Source organism: Pseudomonas sp. Nvir (assembly GCF_963778085.1).
GTDB lineage: Bacteria > Pseudomonadota > Gammaproteobacteria > Pseudomonadales > Pseudomonadaceae > Aquipseudomonas > Aquipseudomonas juntendi.
Window position 1 is genome coordinate 2704331 of sequence record NZ_OY970405.1, and the last position, 20650, is coordinate 2724980.

Here is a 20650-nt window from a genome sequence, read left to right on the forward strand (position 1 = left end):
CCCATCAGCGCCCGGCCGTACCAACCGGAGAAGCGGCGTCGGTACGGGGCAGGTTACGCAGGGCCGACAGGCTGCAACGGCCCACGTCGTAGACACCGGTGTAGCGGTAGCCGTGACACTCGATCAGCTCGCCAAGCAACTGGCCGAGGCGATGAAAGAAGTAGTTCGGCGTCATCGGCAGGGTTTCGATCTGGTCGCTGGGCAGCACCTCGCGGGTGCGCTGCAACCTTTGCAGCCGCTCGCGGCGGGTGCGCAGCAGCGCGGCCGGTACGGCCAGGCGCGGCTCCAGGTAGTCGAGCACCCTGTTCAGGGCCAGCGGCACTGGCAGCTCGCAAAACGGCGCGATATGGCCGGGCTGGTGGTTGACCTGGGCAATGTGGAACAGCCTGGGCAGGCGACCTTCCGAGTAGGGCGTGGCGGACTGGTCGATCTTGCTTTTGACGAACATCAGCCAGGGTTTGCCCGGCTCGTTGTCGGTGCCTTCGAGAAACGCGTGCACGCGGCGGCTGAATCCGTACATCGACAGCGGCCCGAGGTAATTGGGCACCGGCTCCTGGTCCTGATAGGCGCATACGCTACCGGGCGCGACAATGCTGTCGGCCAGCGCGATGCCAGCGCGGCGCGCCAGTTCGACCACCCGCTGGCGCTCGTCGGCAGCCAGCCGCCCGCATTGCCAGAGCAGGCGCGAAGGCGTGTGGTTGATCACCGCCAGCAACTGCTCCAGCGCCGCCAACTCCGGTGCCGTAAGCGCCTGCTGCATGGCTGTGGCGGGCATGGGCGGGGGCGGGCCTTCCAACTGCGCGCGGGATTCGAGCACCGCCTGGGTGGCGAACAGGAAAGTCGGCGCCGGGCGTTGGTCAAGGGCAGCGAAGGCCTGTTCGACACAGGCCGCGGCTTCATCCGGGCGGCGCACGAAGCGCTGCCACAGGCCGCGGGCGGCGATGACCTGATGGCCATCGTTGTCGGCGTCCAGGGTGCCCTGGAAGGCGAACCAGACCGACTCCGGGGAGTCGGCGCAGACCACCAGGCCCGGCGCACCGGCGCGCTTGAGGTTGGCCAGGGTGCCGCGCATCTCGTCAAGCATGCCCGAGGTCATCACGATCACGTAGGCCCGTTGGTACAGCTGCCAGCCGGCCAGGGCGCTGACCGCCAGGGCGTGCTCGTTGCAGGCGCTGTGGAAACCGCAGGCGGTTGGCCGCAGCAGTTCGCCCAGCGAGTCGAGCAGGCCGGCGACCATGGAGCCGGTAAAGAAATGGCAATCCCAGGCCTGGCCCCAGCGTTGGGTCATGCGCTGCTGGATGTCGCGGGCCAGGCTCACCGGCTCAGCCGATTGCAGGGTGGTGCGTGCCAGCAAGCGGTTGCAGTAGGCGTGCTCAAGGTGGTCGACGAACAGGCGCAGCAGGTCGGCGCGGCGCAGCGCGCGGTCTTCGTGGGGCACGCGCAGCAGGCGGTTGCCGCCCAGGCGGGTCAGCCAGTGCTGCAGGTGCTGCGCATGGCACAGCAGCACGGCGCTGCTGGGCGAGCGGCGGGCTTCGGGCTGGGTGTCGAGCAGGACGCCCAAGGGGTCGTGCTCGGGTTGCGCTTGCAGGTCACGGGTATCCAGCAGCACGTGGTCGCAGGGGCAGGCGGTGGCCAGCGCCGCCTGGGCCTGGGCAAGGTCGTCGAAGGCCAGCAGCTGCAGGGCCAGCGCACCTGGCTTGGCCTGTTGGCGCAGGTAGGCTTCGGCCTGGCCGGCGACCTGGCGGTACAGGCTCTGCAACTGGGCGGCGGGCCAATGCTGGCTGGCGTGCGGGGTCTCATGCCCCAGCCAGTGGTTGAGCCGGTCGAGCACGGCGCTGACGTCGGCCCGTAGCGCCGGATCGCGGCTGATCAGGCAGATGCCGTAGCGGTGTGGCTTCATGGTTTGCCCTCAAGGGTGATGGAAGCGGTGCCTGGGGCGGCGTCGCCGGGGGTGCGCAACAGGGCGTCGGTGCTGCGGGCGATGCTGTGGCGCACCCGCCACGCCAGCATCAGCGCCAGCGCCAGGCCCGCGCCCAGGCTGGCCAACAGGCCGCCATAGCCCAGGCGGTCGAGCAGCAGGCCGGCGAGCACCGGTGCGGCCAGACGGGTGACCACGAACAGGCTCGACTGCAGGCCATAGTCGCTGGCGCTGCGTTGCTGGCGGCTGAAGAACAGGGTCAGGCCGAACATCAGCGCCGACACCGCCCCCATGGCCAAGGCCAGCAGTAATGCACCGGCGATCAGCCAGGGCTGGCCCAGCCGCAGCCACACCGCCAGGCCCAGCACCCCCAAGGCCAGCAGCGCCGCCAGCAGGTACAGGACAATCGCCCGTGCCGTGCCCAGCAGCGGAATCAGGCGCCCGCCCACCAGGCTGGCAAATGCGCCCAGCGTGCCCCCGGCAATGCCCACCAGCCAGGCCACCTGCTCCAGGGCCATGCCCTGGTCGAGCAGCAGGGGTTTAAGGTACAGCCAGGCCGCCCCGATGAACGGGAAGGCGCTGAGCAGCAACCAGGTCCACTGGCGTGCCGCCGGCTGGCCGAAAAAGCCGGCCCAATCGGCCACCAGGCCCGGTGCCATGGCTGCCGGTGTGGGCACGCTCGGCAGGCGCCTGGCGACGAGCAGCAGCGCCAGCACCCCCAGTGCCAATGCCGCGCCCATGATCACGAACGGCGCCTGCCAGCCCAGGCGCGACTGCACCAGCAACATCGCGCCGCCGCCCACGATCGCACCCACGAACAAGGCCGCGGCGCGGATGCTGCCGGCACGCACCTGTTCGTGGCGCGGCAGCCATTGCACCGCCAGGGCATTGAGTGGGATGTCCATCCAGGTGGCGACGATGCTGATGGCGAAGGTCATGGCGAACAGCGCCAGGCGCTGTTCGATGAGGTTGTCGCGGGCGATCAGCGCATACAGCACGATCAGCACGCCACCGAGCAACGCCAGCCAGCGCGGCAACGGCGAGCGCCCCAGGCGCACCCGCTGCACCGGCACGGCCATGAGGAACTTGAACACTGCCGGCAGCCCGGCCAGCTGGAACAGACCGATCTCGGTCCCGCTCCAGCCGTATTGGCGCATGACCAGCGGCAGGCCGAACATCAGGTAGATGCTCGGCACGGCCAAGGCCAGGTTGAGCCAGCCGAACAGCAGTTGCAGGGCGATGACAGGGGGGCGGGTCATGGTGTCACTCCTTGGCCTTGCGGGCGATGACTGCCGTTACCGGCGTTAGTGGGTAGCGCACGCCATCGACCTGCTCTACACCACGCCAGCCGCTGTCGCGCAGCAGCTGCGCCAGCTCGCCCTCGGCCAGTACGTGGCGGCCTTGCAGGCGCATGTGCAGGTAGTAGGGCAGCACCTGGGCCGCGACCTGACGGGCCTGGGGCACTTCAGCCTGGCAGCACACCAGCAGGCCACCGGGCGCGAGCGCCGCGTGCAGGCGCTGCAAGGTGGCCGGCAGGTCGTCGACGAAGTGCAGCACCGACGAGCACCAGATCAGGTCGTAGCCGCTGCCTATGTCGTCGCTGTTCAGGTCTGCGCCGCGCGCGCTCAGCCGGGCGCCCAGGCCGGCGGCGGCGATATTGTCGGCGGCCACCTGTGCCGTCTCGGGGTATTCGAGGACCACGCCGCTGAGCGCCGTCAGTTGCCGGGCCAGGGCGATGGCCACCAGGCCCGGCCCGCCGCCGAGGTCGAGCAGGCGTTGCAGGCGTGGGTACTCCGGCAGGCTGGCCAGCAAGGCACAGGCGCTGTCGCAGGTGACCGCTCGTTGTTCCTGGGCGATCTGCAAGCGCGCGGCATTGGCCCACCCCTGGTCGAGCTGGGCGGTACTCGGCGCCTGGCGCGGCATGCCCGTGCGCAGGTAGCCGTCCAGTTGTGCGCCGGTTTCCCGCAGCACGCGGTGGCGGAACATCAAGGCATCGCCGCAGTACTGGACCGCGTCGCTGCGCAGGTGGCGGTCGGCCAGCGGGCTATTGCGGTAGCGCGCCGGGCGCTTAGCATGGCGTTCGAGCAGGTCCAGGCTCCACAGCAGTTCGAGGAAGTAGTCGGCGCTCTCGGCATGCCAGTCCAGGGCCTGCGCCACCTGGGCGGGGGCGAGGTATTGCTGCAGGTGATCGAACAGGCCGTGTGCCAGCGCCAGCTGCAAGGCGTCGGCCGCCAGCCCTCCCAGTTGCAGGTCCCAACAGGCTTGCAAGGGGTGGGTGGCGGTGGGGTGCAGGTCGCGGGGGGGGGTGCAAGTCGGGTCACGGTAACTTCCTGTAGTTGTCGCGTGTGTGGCCGTTGCGGGCCCACGGATAAAGAACGAAACGGGGCATGGCCGAATCAGCTCAAAGGGTGGTATATATTAAATAAGAATCATTCACATAAAATATGCGAGCCGGAGCCGTTTCTATGCGGTGCGACGGCCGCAGATCCTCAGGGATGTCTTCATGAACACGAGCAACGCCACCTGCCGCCTGGGCCTGGACCAGCCCCGGCACCGTTCGCTGAGCGCCGACGGGCGCCTGCGCCTGCAACTAGACGAAGCCTACGGGCAGTGCCACACCGACCTGCTGCAACTGGAGCAAGGCCTGTCGCTGGGGCGCCTGCATTACCACCCCACACGCCCGCTGGTGGAGGAGACCTGCGGGCCGCATGACGGCCACGTGATGGTGGTGACGGTGGGGCTGCAGGGAAAATCCGGCTTCATCGGCCAGGACGGCAGCAGCCTGGCGTTCGAGGCGGGGCACACCACCATCACCGCCTTCCGTGCCACGCCTGGCGAGCGCCGTTACCAGGCCAACGAAACCGCTTCGCAACTGCGCGTGGTGATCGACCACGCGACGCTGTGCAAGTACGTGGGCGAGGCACGGGCCACTGAAGTGCTGGGCAGCGGCCGGTTGCACCGCCTGGATTTCCGGCCCAGCTCCCAGGCCGCCCAAGCCCATGCCGCCGCGCTGGTGCGCTACCTGCAACCGGGCGGTCTGGACCCGGCCCACCGGCTGGACCTGCATATCCACACCCTCAGCCTGCTGGCCGAGCAGTTCAACCTGCTGGCGCCGCCGCCCAGCACCGCCGCGGCCTTGAGTACCAGCGACGTGCAGCGTATCGAGCGGGCGCGCAACCTGTTGTGCGAGCAACTGGACAAGCCGTTGACCGTGGATTACCTGGCCACGGCGGTGGGCATGAACGAACACAAGCTCAAGGAGGGGTTCCGTTACCTGTTCGACACCACACCGGCACGCATGCTGCTGGAATTGCGCATGCGCAAGGCCATGACCTTGCTGGAGGCCGGGCAACAGGTGGCGCAGGCGGCGTGGCAGGTGGGGTACAAATACCCGAACAACTTCACCGTGGCGTTCACCCGCTATTTCGGGCGGTCACCAAAGTCGATCTTCGGGCGCAAGCGCTGAGCCCGGTCAGGGCGCCGCTGCGGGCCATGGCGTGGGTCGCAGCGGCGCGCCCCCCCTACAGCTCGAAGCTGACCCTCATCCCCACCTCGCGTGGCGGGCTGTACACGGTCACAGCGCCATTGAGCAGCCCCTGGGCGTCGTAGCGCTTGTCCAGCAGGTTGTCGACATAGGTGCTGACGGTGTACTGCCCGAAGCGGTAGCCAGCGCTCAGGTCCACCAGGCCGTAGCCGGGGCGCCGATAGGTATTGGCAGCGTCCAGATACACCTTGCCCACCGCACTCAGCGCGCCCTGTACGTACCAGCCGGCATCGGCGTCGTAACGCAGGCCCAGGTGGCCGGTGAAGTCCGGGGCGAACGGGTTGCGGTTATCCTCGTAGTCGTTGCTCCCCTCGCGGAACCGCTCGAAGCGGGTGCGGTTCAGCCCCAGCGCTGCAGTGAGGGTCCAGCGTTCGCCCAGCAGGTATTCCAGGTCCAGGTCCAGGCCGGTGGAGGTCGCCGCCGCCGCATTGGTGATGTACACCAGCCCCTGCTGCACCAGTTGCTGTACCTGCATGTCACGCACCTGCATGCGGTACAGCGCCGCCGAGTAGCGCAGGCGCTGGTCCGCGGTCAGGCCCTTCAGGCCCACCTCAAGGCTGCGCACCTGCTCCGGGTCGTATGCCGGGTTGCCGGCGCTGCTGGCGAAGGCATTGAAGCCGCCCGCACGCATGCCCTGGCTGTAGCTGACGTAGGCCTGGGCATCCTCGCTCAGCGCATACTGCAATGCCACCTTGGGGGTGAAGTGCTGCCAGCTGTCGGACTGGTTGCGGTTGCCTGCCGGGTCGATCCAGGCACGTGCGTACTCATAGCGGCCACCCAAGGTCAACGACCAGGCCCCGGACAGCGGCTGCAGCCATTGGCCGAACAGCGCGGCGGTATTGCCCCCCAGGCCGGCCTGGGTGCGGCTGAGCCCCATCGGCAGTTTCTGCTGGTAATCCAGGTCGTGGTCTTCACGGTCGGCATACGCGCCCAGCAGCCAGCGGCCTTGCCCGTGGCTGCCACTCAGGCGCAGTTCCTGGCTCAGGGTTTCGAAGTGGTAGTCGCGGGCCAGGTGCATGAGGTCGCTTGGCTGGAAGTCGGTGTCCTGGCGTAGACGGTCGTCGAACACGCTGCGTGCGGTGATCGAGCGCAGTTCCAGGTCGCCGCCCAGTTGCCGGCGCAGGTCCAGCGACCAGGTGTCGCCGCTGGAGTGGTTACGCCCGGCCAGCCCGGAATTCACTGCCCGGTCGCGGCCCGTGCGGCTGCCCCATTGCGCGGCCTGGTCGCGGTATTTCAGGGTGCTGTAGCGCAGGGTCGCGTCGGTGAGCGCGTCCGGCGTCCAGCGCAGGGTCAGGCGGCCGCTCTGGCGCTCGCGGTCGTCGGCTTGGCCACCGGCGAAGTCGTCGTCCAGGTAGCCGTCCTGGCTTGTCCATTGGCCGGCGGCGCCTGCATACAGGGTGCCTTCTATCAGCGCGGTGCTCAGGTCGGCGCTGACCAGGCGCTTGTCACGGCTGCCCAGCCCGGTTTCCACCCGGGCGTAGTCGGCGTCGCCCGGCTGGCGCGTGAACACGCTGAGCACGCCGGCCTCGGCGTTGCGACCGTACAGTGCCGATTGCGGACCGCGCAGGATCTCCACGCGCTCGACGCCCACCAGGTCATTGTCGAAGCCTTGGCCGCGCAACACCGGCACGCCGTCGACCAGCATCAGCAGCGAGTTGGAGAAGGCCGTGGCATTGGAGGTCAGGCCGCGCACCACCGGCAGTTGCGTGCCCGACTGGCCAAAGGGCTGGAAGGTGAACCCCGGGGTGCGCCGCACCAGTTGTTCCAGCGAGTCCACCGGTGTGCTATGCAGGGTCCTGGCGTCGATCACCGAGAGGCTGGCAGGCAACTGGTCGCGGGCTTGTTCAAGCTTGTCGCTGGCCACCACCGTGTCTTCCAGCACCAGCCGTTCGCTCGCGCTCGTCGGCGTCATACCGCCTGCGACCACCAGCCCTGTGAAAACCCCCACCAGCGTTGTTCTGGCCATGCCCGTTCCTCGATGTTGGCAACGCGCACCCCGCACGGGCACGCAACGGCCGGCATTGTATCGCCTGACCGAGAATCATTCGCGTCTGTAACCTATGCGCCAGCGACGGTTTCCTATGCGTGGCTGCGGATGGAGCACCACCAGCACCAGGCTTTTGTTCCGCAGCATGAAACCAGTTTCGGTTGTGTGCCACGGCAGGCCAGGTTTAGCTGGCAGCCAGCACGACCTGCCTCACCCGTCGTGACCTCAAGGCGAACAACAAGAACGGGAAACCACCCGCACAAGGAGACTGCACATGTCCCGACATCAGCACATCCTGGCCTGGCTGAACGAGGTGGCCAGCGACCTGCACGCAATCCGCCATGATATTCACGCCCACCCGGAACTGGGTTTCGAAGAAAACCGCACCTCAGCGCTGGTCGCCGGCCACCTGGAACAATGGGGCTACGAGGTGCACACCGGCATCGGCAAGACCGGCGTGGTGGGCGTGCTGCGCCATGGCAGCAGCCAGCGCCGCCTGGGCTTGCGTGCCGACATGGACGCGCTGCCCATCCATGAGGCCACCGGTGCCGCCTACAGCAGCCAGCACCAAGGCTGCATGCACGCCTGCGGCCACGATGGGCATACCACCATGCTGCTCGGTGCCGCCCGCTACTTGGCCGCCACCCGGCAGTTCGACGGCACACTGACGCTGATATTCCAGCCGGCAGAAGAGGGGCAGGGTGGTGCCGAGGCGATGCTGGCCGATGGCTTGCTGACGCGTTTTCCCTGCGATGCATTGTTCGGCATGCACAACATGCCAGGGTTGCCCGCGGGGCAGCTGGGCTTACGGGAAGGGCCGATGATGGCTTCGCAAGATCTGCTCACCGTAACCCTGGACGGCGTGGGGGGCCACGGCTCCATGCCGCACCTGACCGTCGACCCGCTGGTCGCCGCCGCCAGTGTGGTGCTGGCATTGCAAACCGTGGTGGCGCGCAATATCGATGCCCAGGAGGCAGCGGTTGTGACGGTGGGGGCCCTGCAGGCCGGCGAAGCGGCCAACGTGATCCCGCAACAGGCACTGCTGCGCCTGAGCCTGCGGGCGCTGGATGCTGAAGTACGGGCGCAGACCCTGCAGCGGGTGCGGGCGATCATCACCCACCAGGCTGAAAGCTTCGGCTGCCGCGCCAGCATCGAGCACCGCCCGGCGTACCCCGTGCTGGTCAACCACCCGGCAGAAAACGCCTTCGCCACCCAGGTAGCCGTGGAGTTGCTGGGCGCCGACGCGGTGGATACCAACACCCGCAAGCTGATGGGCAGCGAGGATTTTGCCTGGATGCTGCAACGCTGCCCGGGGGCCTACCTGTTCATCGGCAACGGCGTCGCGGGGCCGATGGTGCACAACCCCGGCTACGACTTCAACGACGACATCCTGCTGACCGGCGCTGCCTACTGGGGCGCGCTGGCAGAGCGCTGGCTAGCACCTGCCTGATCCTGCCGTTTTTACAGACTGCCGCTGGAACCCGGGTGCGACCGTGCCCGGGCGATCACCCAAACACCGTGTGGAGTGCTCCCTATGCAGACTTCGAGTAATGGCGTGTCGCGTACCCGGCAAGTGGTGGCTGCCGTCATTGGCAACGCCCTGGAGTGGTATGACTTTATCGTGTACGGCTTTCTGGCCAGCATCATTGCCCGGCAATTCTTCCCCTCCGACGATGAATACGCCTCGCTGCTGATGGCCCTGGCCACCTTCGGTGTCGGCTTTTTCATGCGCCCGGTGGGCGGTGTGCTGCTGGGCATGTACGCCGACCGCAAGGGGCGCAAGGCAGCGATGCAGCTGATCATCCGCCTGATGACCGTGTCGATCGCCATGATCGCCTTTGCCCCCGATTACCTGGCCATTGGCATGGCCGCGCCGCTGTTGATCGTGGTGGCGCGCATGCTGCAGGGCTTTGCCACGGGCGGTGAGTACGCCAGCGCCACGGCATTCCTGGTGGAGAGTGCCCCGGCCCACCGCAAGGGCCTGTACGGTTCCTGGCAACTGGTGGGGCAATGCCTGGCGGTGTTCGGCGGTGCGGCGATGGTGGCGCTGGTGACCCACCTGTGCTCGCCTGCGGCGCTGGACAGCTGGGGCTGGCGTATCCCGTTCGTGCTGGGCCTGCTGATCGGCCCGGTAGGGCTGTGGATTCGCAAGCACATGGAAGAGCCCGAGGCGTTCATCGAGGCCCGCCGCCAGGCCAAGGGCCGCTCGCCCAGCCTGCCGCAGGTGCTGCGTGAACACCGGCGCAGCCTGCTGGTGGCCATGGGCCTGGCTTCTGGCGCCACAGTGTCGTTCTATGTGGTGCTGGTGAACATGCCGACGTTTGCCCACAAAAGCCTGGGCCTGCCGTTGGACCAGGTGCTGCTGGTGCAGATGCTCGCGGTGGGCCTGATGACGGTGGTCATTCCACTGGCCGGGGCGCTGTCGGACCGTTTTGGGCGGCGGCCGGTGCTGATGGCCTTCACCCTGGCGTTCTTCGTGATGCTCTACCCGCTGTATGTATGGGTCGCCGCGGCGCCATCCCTGGAGCGCCTGCTGGTCATGCAATTGCTGCTGTGCACGGCCATCGGCGGCTTCTTCGGCCCGGCGCCGACTGCCCTGGCCGAGCAGTTCCCGGTCGAGGTGCGTTCCACCGGCGTGTCGGTGGCCTATAACGTGGCCGTCATGGTATTCGGTGGCTTTGCCCCGTTGATCGTGACCTGGCTGACCCAGGCGCTGGGAACCCCGGTGGCGCCATCGTTCTATGTACTGTTTGCCTGCCTGCTGACCTTGTTGGCTACCTACTGCCTGAAAGACGCACCCCGGGCGGGCAACCGGGCCGCCTTCAACCTTGGAGTGAAACCGTGAAGCCGCTTGTCATCGACCCCATTGTCGCCCTCGGCGCCGAAGCCTTGTCCCAGGCCATACACGCCCGCCAGCTGTCGTGTCGCGAGGTGATGCAGGCCTACCTCGTGCACATCGAGCGGTGCAACCCACGGGTCAATGCGCTGGTCTCGTTGCGCCCGGCCGCGGCACTGCTGGCCGAGGCCGACCAACGTGACCGCGAACTGGCCCGCGGCCATTCACGCGGCTGGATGCATGGCATGCCCCAGGCCATCAAGGACCTGGCGGCCACGGCCGGGCTGCGTACCACACTCGGTTCGCCGCTGTTCGCCGACCAGGTTCCCCAGCACGACGCGATCAGTGTGGCGCGGGTGCGGGCCAGTGGCGCCTTGATCGTGGGCAAAAGCAACGTGCCCGAGTTCGGCCTGGGGTCGCAGAGCTACAACATCTTGTTCGGCACCACCACCAATGCCTACGACCCGACACGGGTGGCGGGGGGCAGCAGCGGTGGCGCGGCGGCGGCACTGGCCATGCGCCTGCTGCCGGTGGCCGACGGCAGCGACATGATGGGCTCGTTGCGCAACCCGGCGGCGTTCAACAACGTGTTCGGCCTGCGCCCCTCGCAGGGGCGGGTGCCCCACGGCCCTGCGCCGGAATTGTTCGTACAGCAGTTGGCCACCGAGGGGCCGATGGGCCGCAGCGTGACCGATGTGGCCCGGCTGTTATCGGTTCAGGCCGGGGCAGATGCACGGGCACCGCTGGCGCTGAGTGAAGGCCGGCGCGATTTCGCTGCCGGCTTGCAGCGCGATCTGCGCGGCGTACGGGTGGGCTGGCTGGGGGACTACAACGGCTACTTGCCGATGGATGACGGGGTGATGAGCCTGTGCGAATCGGCCTTGGCCGACTTCGCCGAGCTGGGCTGCCGGGTCGAGGCCTGCCAACCGGCATTCGACCTGGCTCGCTTGTGGCAGTGCTGGCTCACGCACCGCCACTTCCTGGTGCATGGCAGCCTCAGCGCAGCCTATGCCGACCCGGCCCGGCGCACACTGCTCAAGCCCGAAGCACAGTGGGAGGTGGAAGGCGGCTTGCAGTTGAGTGCTGCAGCGCTGTACCAGGCTTCGCTGGACCGTAGTGACTGGTACCGCGCCATGGCTGAGCTGTTCGAGCATTACGATTTCCTGCTGCTGCCATCGGCCCAGGTGTTCCCTTTCGATGCGGGCCTGCCATGGCCGCAGCGGGTAGGCGGGCGGCCCATGGACTCCTACCACCGCTGGATGGAAGTGGTGATCGGGCCGACCCTGGCCGGCTTGCCGAGCATGAGCGTGCCGATCGGTTTCAACCCTGGCGGCTTGCCCATGGGCTTGCAGATCATTGGCCCGGCCCAGGCAGACCATGCCGTGTTGCAGTTGGCCTATGCCCATGAACAACTCACCGGCTGGGTGCAACGTTGCCCGCCGCCCAGCCTGCAGGCGCCATGAGGTGCTGGCCAGGCGCGCTTTTTGCTGGCTATGCTGACCCTCTGGCAACCAGGAGGTCATCCCCATGGGCATCACGGCAGAAGGTGGCGGCGTGCGTTCGGTGGAGCGGGCGCTGGCCATCGTCGACCTGCTGGGCGAGCACCAGGCACTGGGCCTTGAAGAACTGCATTACCTGACCACACTGCCCAAGGCCACGGTGTCGCGCATGCTTGCTACCTTGCAGGTGCAGGGCTGGGTTTATCGCGGCCTCAGCGACCGGCGCTATCGGCTGTGCTCGCGGCGCTTGTACGGTGACCGCCAGTTGCGCTTCAAGCGGCGCCTGGTGGAACGCGCCGCGCCGATGCTGCTGGAGTTGAGCGAACGTACCGGGTTGGTAGTGGACCTGTCGTGTTTCGATGGTCAGCGGCTGGAGGTCATGGAAAGCGCCATTCCGCAGATCCTGCGCAAGCGTTACCCGCATACCTGCCAGATCGTCGGCCATCATGCCAGCCTGTTCCATTCGGCGATGGGCCGTGCCTGCCTGGGTGAGCTGGGGCTGGAGGAGGTACAACGCCTGGCGGCCGATGCGCGGCTGGGGGACGATGCGTTGCTGCGCGATATCGAGAAAGAGGCACACAAAGGTTTCGGCCAGCGCACCGAGGGCCACTGGGAGTACCCGGTACGCCTGCCGCACCTGATTCGCGCCATTGCCTTGCCCGTGCATGCCGAAGGCCGCCTGGCCGGGAGCATCGCCTTGCACTGGCCGTTGGACCAGGCGCCTGTCGAGCGGGTACTGAGCCTGCACCTGAGCAGCCTGGCGAGCACGGTTGGCGAGGTGCAGCGGGCGTTGGCCTGAGGCTGGCGGCGGTGCCTTCGCACCCTACGGCCGCTCTTGGTGCCTGATGCTGCTTACTTGAGGGTGATGCCACACTGATCGGGGCTGCTGCTCAGCCCATCGCAGGCAAGCCAGCTCCCACAGGGATTGCATCAGGGCTGACAGGTGTTTGCCACAAGGTATGCAGCGCCTGTTAGAGCGAGCGCCGCCCGCGCGGCGCATCGCGAGCTGCGCTCGCTCCTACGTTTGTTTCGGGCCAATTATTCCTGTGGGATTTGCGCGCGAACGCCTTGGCGCATGCCTCAAAATCGCGTCATACGAACAAGGCGGCCGCGCGCATCTGGCACAGGGGTTACTTGCCCGAAACAAACGTAGGAGCGAGCGCAGCTCGCGATGCGCCGCGCGGGCGGCGCTCGATCTCACAGGCGCTGCATATCTTCTGACAAACACCTGTCAGCCCTAAGGCGATCCCTGTGGGAGCTGGCTTGCCTGCGATGGGTCGCGGAGCGGCCCCAACTGCTCAAGTGGACAGCACTACGCTCCTGGTGCCGCCCTGCATCGTTGCCAGTGCAACAACCTAGCGCTCCAGGCTGTACATCCGGCATTCCGCCAGCAAGGCCAGCAGGTTCGGCTCCCGCTCCCGCGCCTTCAGAAACACCACGCCGATATGCTGCTGCAAACGGTACTGCGGCTGCAGGGCTATCAGCCTGACGCGGTTTTCGTAGACGGCCGCGATGCGCCCCGGCAGCAGGGCAAAGCCCACGCCCGAGCTGACCATGCTCAGCAGGGTGAAGATGTCGTTGACCTGCATGGCCACCTTTGGCTTGAAGCCGGCTTGCTGGAAGACCCGGGCGCCATCGCGGTGTGTGGCAAACCCTTGGGTCAGGGTGATGAAGGTGGAGTCGGCGAGGTCGGCCAGGTCCACCTCGGCCTGCTCGGCGAAGGGGGAGTCGGTGGGTACGGCGAGGAAGATGTCGTCGGAAAACAGCGGCAGTTGTTCGCAGGCCGGGTCGCTGACGCTCTCGTCCAGGGAGACGAGAATGGCCTCCAGTTCATGGTTTTTCAGGCGCTGCAGCAGGTCGAGGTTGGAGCCCAGGGTGAGGTCGATGTTCAGTTCGCTGCGCCGCAGCTTAAGCCCCATCACCAGCTTGGGCACGGTTTTTACCGTTAGCGAGTACAGCGCGCCCAGGCGAAAGCGCTCGGCATAGAAGCCGGCAGCTTCGCGGGTCTGGCGCACCATCTGCTCGGCGTCCTGGATCAGCAGGCGGGCTTTCTTTTCCAGTACGTAGGCGCTTTCCAGCGGAATCAGCTGCCGGCCTTCGTGCTTAAAAAGGGCGCAGCGCAGGGCGCTTTCCAGCGAGTGGATGGCACGGTGCACGCTGACCGAACTGGTGCACAGTTCGGCGGCAGCGCGGCTGAGGTTGCCGCTGCGCATGAAGGCGAGGAAGGTTTCCAGCTTTTTCAGGGTGAGTTCTTCGTCGATCAGCATGGGGTGGCCTGGGCAGCGCGGTGGTTGGGATGGCTAGGGCTTCAATAGTGCTGTCGAGGATCAAGCGCGCTGGCGTTGCTCGAGCAATGCCCACAACTGGGCGTCGTTGAAATCAGCGATGACCAACTCTGCCCCCGCTGCCCGCAACCGCTCAGGCGTTTGCGTAGTGGCTACGCCGACAGTAAAGATACCGGCCGCAGTGGCTGCAGCCACCCCCGGCAAGGAGTCCTCGAAAGCCAGCGCCTGCCCGGCGGCGGCGCCCAGCCGCTGCAGCCCGGTAAGGTAGGGCAGCGGGTCGGGTTTGGGCCGCGCCAGCTCGTCGGCCACGACCACATGCTCGAAGCGCTGGGCCAAGCCCATGGCAGCGAGCATGTGCTCGGCATTGAGCCGCGGCGCGTTGGTGACCACGCACATGCCGATGGCGTGGGCCTGGGCATGTTCCAGCAGGCGCAGCAGGCCTGGCATGGGCTGCAACGCCGGTGACATCTCGCGGAACAAGGCTTCCTTGCGGTCGGCCAGCCTGGCGCACTGTTCGGTACTGGCGCCGGGGAACAGTTCGGCGAACAGCTCGCCATTGGCCCTGCCGCTGACCTGGGCCTCGAACTGGGCCTGGCTCAGCTCGCGGCCGTCATGGTCACGCAGCAGTTGGCGAAAGGCCTGCAAGTGCAGGCTGTCGGTGTCGGTAAGGGTTCCGTCGAGGTCGAACAGCAGGGCGGTGAGCATGGGGTATCCCGTTCAGAAAAACACAAGCCGGGGGATCATAACCAATGCAGACGACGAAGGGGTCTGTTCAGCACGCGGCGAAAGGAGTACAAATGTGCTCCATGAATAACCTTACCCCCAAACGCCGCGCCATTTTCGACTTCATCCGCGAGCGCATCAGCGACCACGGCCAGCCGCCGAGCCTGGCGGACATCGCCACGCGCTTCGGTTTTGCCTCGCGCAGCGTCGCGCGCAAACACATCACCGCCCTGTGTCAGGCGGGTTATATCGATGTCACCCCCAACCAGGCGCGGGGCATTCGCCTGGCCGACCCCCTGCGCCGGCCAGAAATGCTCGAAGTCCCGGTGCTCGGCCAAGTGGCGGCAGGCGCCCCGATCGGCCCGGACCTGGGCATCCACGAGCAGTTGCTGCTCGACCCCAGCCTGTTCCGCCGCACCCCCGACTACCTGCTCAAGGTGCGTGGCGATTCGATGATCGATGACGGCATCTTCGACGGTGACCTGGTCGGCATCCTGCAACAGGCCGATGCCCGTGATGGCCAGATCGTGGTAGCCCGGCTCGACGGCGAAGTCACCATCAAGCGCCTGCAACGCGTGGGCAAGCACTACCGGTTGTTGCCACGTAACCCAGCCTATACGCCTATCGATGTGCTCCCCACGCAGGAGTTCTTCATCGAAGGCGTGTTCTGTGGCTTGCTGAGGCGTGACTGATGGGCGCGGTGGTCGACCTCGACCGGCTGTTGGACCAGCGCCGGGTATGGCGCGGCCGGCAGGCCCAGGCGCGACCGCTGGGCCTGCAGCCAACCGGCCATGCCGCGCTGGACGAACGTTTACCGGAAGGCGGTTGGCCGGCAGCCGCATTGAGCGAACTGCTGTTGGCGAACCCGGGTTGTGGCGAATTGCAGTTGCTGTGGCCAACCCTGGCACGCCTGAGCGCAGAAGCCAGCCGCGTGGTGTTGGTGGCGCCGCCTTTCATTCCCTATGCGCCGGCCTGGCAGGCCGCGGGGGTAGACCTGCGTTGGCTGGTGCAGGTAAACGCCGAACCCGCTGACGCCCTGTGGGCCGCCGAGCAGTGCCTGCGCTCGGGCAGTTGCGCGGCAGTGCTGTGCTGGCCCGAGCGTGCCGATGACCGTGCCCTGCGGCGCCTGCAAGTGGCGGCGGAAACCGGCCAGGCGCTGGCCTTTGCCTGCCGGCCGCAGCAGGCCGCCCACAACCCGTCACCGGCAGCATTGCGCATCGCCGTGGATACCCGCCCAGCCCAATGGCGGGTGCTGAAAAGCCGCGGCGGCATGCCGCCGGCCCTGCCCATTGCCAGCCCGTGGCAGGGCTGATGCAACATGCTCTGGGCCTGCATCCTCCTTCCGCAACTGGCGTTGGACACCGTCCTGCGCGAGCGCGAAGACCCAGCCAACCCCCTGGCCATCATTGGCGGGCCCAGCCAGCGGCGGGTGTTGCAGGCAGTCAACCCCGCAGCGGCAGCACTCGGCCTGCGGGCCGGGCAAACCCTGACTGCTGCACGTGCGCTGGCCGATGGTTTCACCTGTATCGAAACAGACCCCAGGCGCATCGAGCGCATGCAGCAACTGCTGGCCGCCTGGGCCTACCGTTTCAGTGCCCAGGTCAGCCTGCATTACCCGCGTGCGCTGTTGCTGGAGGTGGGCTCAAGCCTGCAGCTGTTCGGCCCATGGCCCGTGATGGAAGCACGCCTGCGTCAGGAACTGGCTGAACTGGGCTTGCGCCAGCGCATCGTGGTAGCCAGCAACCCGGTGGCAGCACGCATGCTGGCCAATGCCCACGATGGCCTGGTTGTCGCCGATGCCGCTGCCACCCGTAACGCGTTGCTGAACATGCCCATCCAGCGCATCGGCTTGCCGCCAGAGGCTGCCGAAGCCTTTGCCCGCATGGGCCTGCGGCAACTCGGCCAGGTGCTGGCGTTGCCGCGCGACACCTTGGCCAAACGCTTTCCCGCCCAGGTGCAACTGCACCTGGATCAGTTGCTCGGCCTGCGCACCCTGGGGTTGGACTTCTACCTGCCGCCCGATCGTTTCGAGAGCCGGCTGGAGCTGAACTTCGATGTTGAATCGCACCAGGCGCTGTTGTTTCCGCTGCGGCGCATGCTCAACGACCTGGCCGCATTCCTGGCCGGTCGCGATTGTGGCGTGCAGCGCTTTTGCCTGCACCTGGAGCATGTCGAAGGCCCGGACACGTTGCTGAAGGTCGGCTTGCTGGCCGCCGAGCGCGACGCCGCGATGCTGTTCGAACTGGCCCGTGGGCGCCTGGAGCCGCTGCGTATTCCGGCCCCGGTGCGCAACCTGCGGTTGGTCGCCGAAGACCTGCCAGCCTTTGTGCCACAACACCAGGCGTTGTTCGACCCACGGGCGCAACAGGCGCAACCTTGGGAGCAATTGCGCGAGCGCTTGCGCGCGCGGCTGGGCGATGAGGCCGTCCAAGGCCTGAGCGCGGCCGCCGATCACCGGCCCGAATGTGCCTGGCAACTGGCAGAGCAGGGGGCGCTCGGGGGCATGCCGGTGGCCCCGGGCAGTCGCCCTGGTTGGTTGCTGCCCGCGCCGCTGGCGCTGGATGAGGCTGGCTACCGCTTGCAGAGCCCTGCCGAGCGCATCGAGTCGGGCTGGTGGGATGGTGGCGATGTACGCCGCGATTACTACCGCATCGAAACCCGCGACGGCCTGCGTGGCTGGGCCTACCGTGACCTGGGCCAGGCTGGCCCGCTTTGGTTGCAGGGCTGGTTCGCATGAACCCCGCCCCGTATGCCGAGCTGCATTGCCTGTCCAATTTCAGTTTCCAGCGCGGCGCTTCGAGCGCCGACGAACTGTTCCGGCGGGCCAAAGAGCAGGGTTACCAGGCCCTGGCGATCACTGACGAATGTACGCTGGCCGGTATCGTGCGCGCCTGGCAGGCGGCCAAGGTGCACCAATTGCCGCTGGTAGTCGGCAGCGAAGTGCAGTTGCACGAGGGCCCCAAGCTGGTGCTGCTGGTTGCCGACCTGGCGGGCTACCAGAACCTGTGCGCACTGATTACCCGCGCCCGACGGCGGGCGGAAAAGGGCGACTACCAGCTTTTTCGGGATGACCTTCAGCAGCACCATCACGGTTTGCTGGCCTTGTGGGTGGCGGGCGACAGGGGCGATACGGCCACCGGCCAGTGGTTGCGCGGGCTGTTTGCTGAGCGCCTGTGGTTGGCCGTGCACCTGCACCGTGGCAGTGACGATGCCCGGCACCTGCAGGGCCAGCAAGCCCTGGCGACCGAGCTGGGTATCCGCGCGGTGGCCTGTGGCGATGTGCATATGCATGTGCGCGGCCGCCGGGCGTTGCAGGACTGCATGACTGCGATTCGTCAGCATTGCCAGGTGGCCGAAGCCGGGCGTTTTCTGTTTGCCAATGGCGAACGGCACTTGCGCAGCCCGGTACAACTGGCAGAACTCTACCCGCCCGAGATGCTGGCCGAGACCCTGGCCATTGCCCAGCGCTGCCAGTTCGACCTCGGCCAACTGCACTACCAGTATCCACGCGAACTGGTGCCTGAAGCCCATACCCCGGCCACTTGGCTGCGTGCTCTGTGCGAGCAGGGCTTGCCCGTGCGTTGGCCACACGGGCCGAGCGCCAAGGTGCGGCAGGTGCTGGACACGGAGCTGGCGCTGATCGAAGAGCTGGGGTACGAAAGCTACTTTCTGACCGTGCACGACATCGTCGCCTTCGCCCGGCGCCAGCGTATCCTGTGCCAGGGCCGCGGCTCGGCGGCCAATTCGGTGGTGTGCTTCGTGCTGGGCATCACCGAGCTCGATCCCATGCAGCACCGCCTGCTGTTCGAGCGTTTTTTGTCACGCGAGCGCAACGAGCCGCCCGATATCGACGTGGATTTCGAACACGACCGCCGTGAAGAAGTGATCCAGTACGTGTTCCGCCGTTATGGGCGGCACCGTGCTGCGCTGACGGCGGTGGTCAATACCTACCATGCTGCAGGTGCCGTGCGCGATGTCGCGCGTGTGCTGGGTTTGCCCATGGACCAGGTCGATGCCCTGGCCAAATGCTGTGGCCGCTGGAGCGACCGCATACCCGACGAACAACGCCTGGCCGAGGCCGGGTTCGAAGCTGGCAGCCCGTTGTTGCGGCGGGTACTGATACTGGCCGGCGAGTTGATCGGCTTCCCCAGGCATCTGTCGCAGCACCCGGGCGGGTTTGTCATCTCGCAGCAGCCGCTGGACCAGCTGGTGCCGGTGGAAAACGCCGCCATGGCCGAACGTACCGTCATCCAGTGGGACAAGGACGACCTCGACATGGTCGGCCTGCTCAAGGTGGACGTGCTGGCGCTGGGCATGCTCAGTGCCTTGCGCCGTTGCTTCGACCTGCTGCAGCGCCACCGTGGCCGTGAACTGACCCTGGCGACCATCCCCAGCGAAGACCCCGCCACCTACGCCATGATCAGCCGCGCCGAGACCATGGGGGTATTCCAGATCGAGTCGCGCGCGCAAATGGCCATGTTGCCGCGGCTGCGGCCCAACACCTTCTACGACCTTGTGATCGAGGTGGCCATCGTGCGCCCGGGGCCAATCCAGGGCGACATGGTGCACCCCTACCTGCGCAGGCGGCTGAAGCAAGAGCCGGTGACCTACCCGTCGCCAAAACTGAAGGAGGTGTTCGAGCGCACCTTGGGTGTGCCGCTGTTCCAGGAACAGGTGATGGAGCTGGCCATGGTCGCAGCCGACTATTCACCAGGCGAGGCCGATCAGTTGCGGCGCAGCATGGCCGCCTGGAAACGCCATGGCGGTCTGGAACCGCACCGCCAGCGCTTGCTGCAGGGCATGTTGCGCAATGGCTACGAGCTGGCATTCGCCGAGCGTATTTTCGAACAGATCAAAGGCTTCGGCAGCTATGGTTTTCCCGAATCGCATGCCGCCAGCTTTGCCTTGCTGTGCTATGCCAGCAGCTGGCTCAAGTGCCATGAACCGGCGATTTTCACCTGCGCCCTGGTCAACAGTTGGCCCATGGGCTTCTACAGCCCCGACCAACTGCTGCAGGAGGCGCGGCGCCAGGGCATCGAGGTACGGCCGGTGGATGTCTGCCACAGTGAATGGGACTGCACGCTGGAGCCGGATGCCCAGGGCACGTTGGCCTTGCGCATGGGCTTGCGCCTGGTCCGGGGCCTGGCCGAAGCCGACGCCAGGCGCCTGGAACAGGCCAGGGCGCAGCAGCCATGGCGCGACGTGGAAGACCTGTGCCTGCGTGCCGGGCTGGCCACCCGCGCGCGGGCCTGCCTGGCGGATGCCGGCGCGCTTCGCGCCTTGGCCAGCGACCGGCATCAGGCGCGCTGGCAGGTGGCGGCCGTGCAGGCGCAACTGCCGCTGTTTGCCGATGTGCAGGCCGTGCCGGAGGTGGCGGTGCAGTTGCCGGCCCCGACAGTGGCGCAGGACCTGGTGGCCGATTACCAGGCATTGGGTACCACATTGGGGCCGCACCCGTTGACCTTGCTGCGTACGCGTCTGCGGGCACTGGGCTGCCGCAGCTCTGCAGAACTGCAAGGCCTGGAGCATGGCGACAACACCGCCGTGACGGGGCTGGTGGTAGGGCGGCAGCGGCCGCAGACCGCCAGCGGGGTGACGTTCGTCACCCTCGAGGACGAACACGGTATGGTCAACGTGGTGGTATGGCGGGCGCTGGCCGAGCGGCAAAGGCGGGCGTTGGTGGGGGCGCAGTTGCTCAAGGTCAGCGGGCGGCTGGAGCAGCAAAATGGCGTGCGCCATCTCATAGCGCGGCGCCTGGAAGATGTGACCGCGCTGTTGCAGGGGTTGGACGTGCGAAGCCGCGACTTTCATTAACTTCGCGGGCTTCCCCGCGGCGGCGCGGCCACGCATTCACGAAA

15 protein-coding genes are annotated in these 20650 nt (G+C 67.1%); 9 read left to right on the top strand and 6 right to left on the bottom strand.

The features are described 5' to 3' along the window. Positions 1 to 4: 4 nt before the first annotated feature. The 3 genes from AACG97_RS13080 to AACG97_RS13090 are packed head-to-tail and all read right to left on the bottom strand — an operon-like array spanning position 5 to position 4186. Positions 5 to 1900, bottom strand: coding sequence for a thiamine pyrophosphate-binding protein (locus tag AACG97_RS13080; RefSeq protein WP_232555165.1), 1896 nt, complete (start codon positions 1898 to 1900; stop codon positions 5 to 7). Continuing rightward, the gene (locus AACG97_RS13085) at positions 1897 to 3177 is read right to left on the bottom strand and encodes an MFS transporter (RefSeq protein ID WP_197886514.1); all 1281 of its coding nucleotides are present in this window, start codon (positions 3175 to 3177) and stop codon (positions 1897 to 1899) included. The genes AACG97_RS13080 and AACG97_RS13085 overlap by 4 nt, the downstream gene beginning before the upstream one ends. 4 nt (positions 3178 to 3181) lie before the next feature. Then, positions 3182 to 4186, bottom strand: a complete 1005-nt coding sequence (locus AACG97_RS13090) for a class I SAM-dependent methyltransferase (RefSeq protein ID WP_232109560.1) — start codon at positions 4184 to 4186, stop codon at positions 3182 to 3184. 235 nt (positions 4187 to 4421) lie between these two features. Here AACG97_RS13090 and AACG97_RS13095 point away from each other — a divergent pair, with 235 nt between their 5' ends. Beyond that, entirely contained in the window at positions 4422 to 5384 is a 963-nt protein-coding gene (locus tag AACG97_RS13095) for a helix-turn-helix domain-containing protein (protein WP_009681743.1), read from the top strand. Positions 5385 to 5439: 55 nt separating this feature from the next. Here the strand turns inward: AACG97_RS13095 and AACG97_RS13100 are convergent, their stop codons facing one another. Continuing rightward, positions 5440 to 7428 carry a TonB-dependent receptor gene (locus tag AACG97_RS13100; RefSeq protein WP_225785555.1) on the bottom strand — a complete coding sequence of 663 codons (1989 nt, stop codon included), beginning with the start codon at positions 7426 to 7428 and terminating at the stop codon, positions 5440 to 5442. Between the two features lie 295 nt (positions 7429 to 7723). On the opposite strand from AACG97_RS13100, the gene AACG97_RS13105 reads away from it, so the two are divergent. The 4 genes from AACG97_RS13105 (at position 7724) to AACG97_RS13120 (ending at position 12583) form a co-directional block, all read left to right on the top strand. Beyond that, positions 7724 to 8899 carry a M20 aminoacylase family protein gene (locus AACG97_RS13105; RefSeq protein WP_009681746.1) on the top strand — a complete coding sequence of 392 codons (1176 nt, stop codon included), beginning with the start codon at positions 7724 to 7726 and terminating at the stop codon, positions 8897 to 8899. Between the two features lie 84 nt (positions 8900 to 8983). Then, positions 8984 to 10294, top strand: coding sequence for a citrate-proton symporter (locus AACG97_RS13110; RefSeq protein ID WP_197886586.1), 1311 nt, complete (start codon positions 8984 to 8986; stop codon positions 10292 to 10294). Beyond that, on the top strand, positions 10291 to 11748 hold the full coding sequence (locus tag AACG97_RS13115; protein ID WP_225785554.1) for an amidase: 1458 nt from the start codon (positions 10291 to 10293) through the stop codon (positions 11746 to 11748). Before AACG97_RS13110 ends, AACG97_RS13115 begins: the two co-directional genes overlap by 4 nt. A 64-nt stretch (positions 11749 to 11812) precedes the next feature. Next, complete coding sequence (locus AACG97_RS13120) at positions 11813 to 12583, top strand: IclR family transcriptional regulator (RefSeq protein WP_029886042.1); 771 nt, start codon at positions 11813 to 11815, stop codon at positions 12581 to 12583. 556 nt (positions 12584 to 13139) lie between these two features. Here the strand turns inward: AACG97_RS13120 and AACG97_RS13125 are convergent. Next, positions 13140 to 14051: a LysR family transcriptional regulator gene (locus AACG97_RS13125; protein ID WP_197885913.1), complete on the bottom strand. Its 912-nt coding sequence runs from the start codon at positions 14049 to 14051 to the stop codon at positions 13140 to 13142. 60 nt (positions 14052 to 14111) lie between these two features. Further along, entirely contained in the window at positions 14112 to 14774 is a 663-nt protein-coding gene (locus AACG97_RS13130; RefSeq protein WP_225785553.1) for an HAD family hydrolase, read from the bottom strand. A 92-nt stretch (positions 14775 to 14866) separates the two neighbouring features. Here AACG97_RS13130 and lexA point away from each other — a divergent pair, with 92 nt between their 5' ends. The 4 genes from lexA to AACG97_RS13150 are packed head-to-tail and all read left to right on the top strand — an operon-like array spanning position 14867 to position 20606. Continuing rightward, the gene (lexA, locus tag AACG97_RS13135; RefSeq protein WP_197885911.1) at positions 14867 to 15484 is read left to right on the top strand and encodes a transcriptional repressor LexA; all 618 of its coding nucleotides are present in this window, start codon (positions 14867 to 14869) and stop codon (positions 15482 to 15484) included. Next, positions 15484 to 16104, top strand: a complete 621-nt coding sequence (gene imuA / locus AACG97_RS13140; RefSeq protein ID WP_029885417.1) for a translesion DNA synthesis-associated protein ImuA — start codon at positions 15484 to 15486, stop codon at positions 16102 to 16104. Before lexA ends, imuA begins: the two co-directional genes overlap by 1 nt. Positions 16105 to 16110: 6 nt before the next feature. Further along, positions 16111 to 17529, top strand: coding sequence for a Y-family DNA polymerase (locus tag AACG97_RS13145; protein ID WP_225785552.1), 1419 nt, complete (start codon positions 16111 to 16113; stop codon positions 17527 to 17529). Continuing rightward, positions 17526 to 20606 carry an error-prone DNA polymerase gene (locus tag AACG97_RS13150; protein ID WP_197885908.1) on the top strand — a complete coding sequence of 1027 codons (3081 nt, stop codon included), beginning with the start codon at positions 17526 to 17528 and terminating at the stop codon, positions 20604 to 20606. The genes AACG97_RS13145 and AACG97_RS13150 overlap by 4 nt, the downstream gene beginning before the upstream one ends. Positions 20607 to 20650 lie beyond the last annotated feature (44 nt).